The organism is Mycobacterium sp. ZZG (assembly GCF_054786995.1).
Genome location: NZ_JBTBFV010000132.1, coordinates 1 through 2,610, shown reverse-complemented (window position 1 = coordinate 2,610; position 2,610 = coordinate 1). Strand labels below are relative to the sequence as shown.

General features: G+C 63.8%; 1 protein-coding gene and 2 pseudogenes. 2 read left to right on the top strand and 1 reads right to left on the bottom strand.

All coding sequences use genetic code 11. From position 1 onward, the window contains the following. Positions 1-117 precede the first annotated feature (117 nt). Positions 118-546: pseudogene (locus tag ACXMYJ_RS28905) on the top strand (DDE-type integrase/transposase/recombinase); the annotation flags it as partial. Beyond that, complete coding sequence (locus ACXMYJ_RS28900; protein WP_460359525.1) at positions 486-1,871, top strand: IS30 family transposase; 1,386 nt, start codon at positions 486-488, stop codon at positions 1,869-1,871. The pseudogene ACXMYJ_RS28905 and the gene ACXMYJ_RS28900, both read left to right, overlap by 61 nt. Here ACXMYJ_RS28900 and ACXMYJ_RS28895 read toward each other — a convergent pair. Further along, positions 1,851-2,483 (bottom strand): annotated as a pseudogene (locus ACXMYJ_RS28895) (DDE-type integrase/transposase/recombinase); the annotation flags it as partial. The gene ACXMYJ_RS28900 and the pseudogene ACXMYJ_RS28895 overlap by 21 nt on opposite strands. Positions 2,484-2,610 lie beyond the last annotated feature (127 nt).

Below are 2,610 nucleotides of genomic sequence, written 5' to 3'. Positions count from 1 at the left end.
ATGCGATTCTACAATCATCAACGTAGGCACTCGGCGATCGGTCAGCGCTCACCAATTAGCTACGAACGCACCATGAGTGTCACCCTGGAAGCAAGCTAACCGCGTCCACTTTTTCTGGGGAACCCCACACCCAACGTGCTGCTGGTCGCGGACTTCACCTACGTACGGCTGTCGGGCGGGGCGTTCGTGTACACCGCGTTTGCCATCGACGCCTACGCGGGCCGGATCGTGGGGTGGACCTGCTCGGCGAGCAAGGAGGACCGGTTCGTGCGTCAGGCGATCCGCCACGCCGCCCAACTCCGTATCGACGAGGGTAATCCATTGTTGGGCAATACGATTCACCATAGTGATGCGGGCTCTCAAGGCGGATTCAACTGGTCGTCGCAACACCTTGATCACGGAGGTGTGGTGTGGCCAAGCGTAAGGACGCGGAATCGGTTGGTAGGCGACGGCAGTGGGCGGCTGACCGTGCGTTGCGGCCTGCGATGCGCTCACCAGGGCGCCCGGACCCGTCGCGGTCGGTGCAGCGTCAGTTTTGGCGGCTGATCGCCCAGGGTGTCTCCACCGACGACGCAGCCGCAGAGGTCGGCGTGTCGACACCGGTGGCGACCAGGTGGTTCCACCACGCTGGCGGCATGACGCCGATCAGTCTGGATGAGCCCACGGGCCGGTATCTGTCGTTCGCCGAGCGGGAGGAGATCGCACTGCTACGCGCCCAGGGCGCCGGGGTGCGTGAGATCGCCCGCGAGATCAAGCGTGACCCCTCGACAGTTTCGCGGGAACTGCGGCGCAACGCAGCCACCCGCAGCGGCACGCAGGTGTACCGCGCAGGGGTGGCGCAGTGGAAGGCCCAGCAAGCAGCAAAGCGCCCGAAACCCGCGAAACTGGCAGTCAACCCGCAGCTGCGTGAGTACGTGCAGCAGCGGCTCGATGGCAGTGTCCGCGGACCCGACGGCACCGCCGTCGCAGGTCCGCAGACCAAGGCCTGGAACGGCCGCAACAAGCCGCACCGACAAGACCGACGGTGGTCGACAGCATGGAGCCCGGAACAGATTGCCCACCGCTTACCGCTGGATTTCCCCGATGATGAGTCCATGCGCATCAGCCATGAGGCGATCTATCAGTCCTTGTTCATCGAGGGGCGTGGGGCGCTCAAACGGGAATTGGTCGCGTGCCTGCGGACCGGTCGTGCGCTGCGGGTCCCGCGGGCCAGGACACAGAACAAACCGCAGGGACATGTCACCGCGGACGTCGTGATCAGCAAACGCCCTGCCGAAGCCGCCGATCGCGCAGTTCCTGGGCATTGGGAGGGTGATTTGATCATCGGTGCGGGCCGGTCGGCGATTGCCACCGTGGTGGAACGCAAGAGCCGCTCGGTGATGCTGGTTCACCTTCCCCGCCTCGAGGGGTGGGGTCTGGCGCCGCCGGTGAAGAACGGGCCGGCGCTCAGCGGCTACGGCGCCGAGGCGATGAACGCTGCCCTGATCGCCTCACTGGCACAGCTACCCAAGCAGCTGCGTCAGACGTTGACATGGGACCGCGGCAAAGAGTTGGCCGCGCACGCCCAGTTCACCTTCGACACCGGAACGAAGGTGTTTTTCGCCGACCCGCACTCGCCATGGCAGCGGCCTACTAACGAGAACACCAATGGCGTTCTGCGTCAGTACTTTCCGAAAGGCACCGACTTATCTCGATGGTCGGCTCAAGACCTCGAAGCGGTCGCACTGACGCTCAACAACCGACCCCGAAAGGTCCTCGGCTGGAAGACTCCCGCCGAAGTCTTTGCCCAACAGCTACACTCACTCCAACAACCCGGTGTTGTGAATCGCCCCGGGTTTGATGCGCACCGGTTATTGGTGTGCAGCCCTTGAGTTGGCCGCGTTTGTAGCGTAGTGGACGTCTTCGTACTCGATGGGTGGGATGCGGCCCAGGCGGTGCATGAGGCGGTCGGCGTTATGCCAGTGCACCCACTCGGCGGTGAGCAGTTCCACGTCGGCCAGACGGCTCAGAGGACCGCGACGAAACGGTGAATCATCGCGGACGGCTTCGGTCTTGTAGAGCCCTATGGTTGTCTCTGCCAGTGCGTTATCGAAGGCATCCCCGACTGTCCCGATTGAGGCCACCAACCCAGACAGCGACAGGGTCTCGCCGAACCGCACAGACGTATATTGAGAGCCCGCATCACTATGGTGAATCGTATTGCCCAACAATGGATTACCCTCGTCGATACGGAGTTGGGCGGCGTGGCGGATCGCCTGACGCACGAACCGGTCCTCCTTGCTCGCCGAGCAGGTCCACCCCACGATCCGGCCCGCGTAGGCGTCGATGGCAAACGCGGTGTACACGAACGCCCCGCCCGACAGCCGTACGTAGGTGAAGTCCGCGACCATCAGCACGTTGGGTGCGGGCACCCGGAACTGCCGCTTGACCAGATCAGCCGCCCGCGCCGCGGCCGGATTGGCGATCGTGGTGCGGACCTTCTTACCTGAGTTTGGACATTTTGCTTAGTACCCAGGTGTGAAGCCAAGATCGGTGAGGATCTTGCGCTCGGTGTCGGGAATCGCCGGCGGGAAGGTCTGGGTGGCCCCGTTGATAGTGATGGTCGCTGAA

Excerpts from the sequence above, each read along its gene's own strand:
- ACXMYJ_RS28900 (WP_460359525.1), top strand. The coding sequence starts at position 486 with ATGCGCTCACCAGGGCGCCCGGACCCGTCGCGGTCGGTGCAGCGTCAG.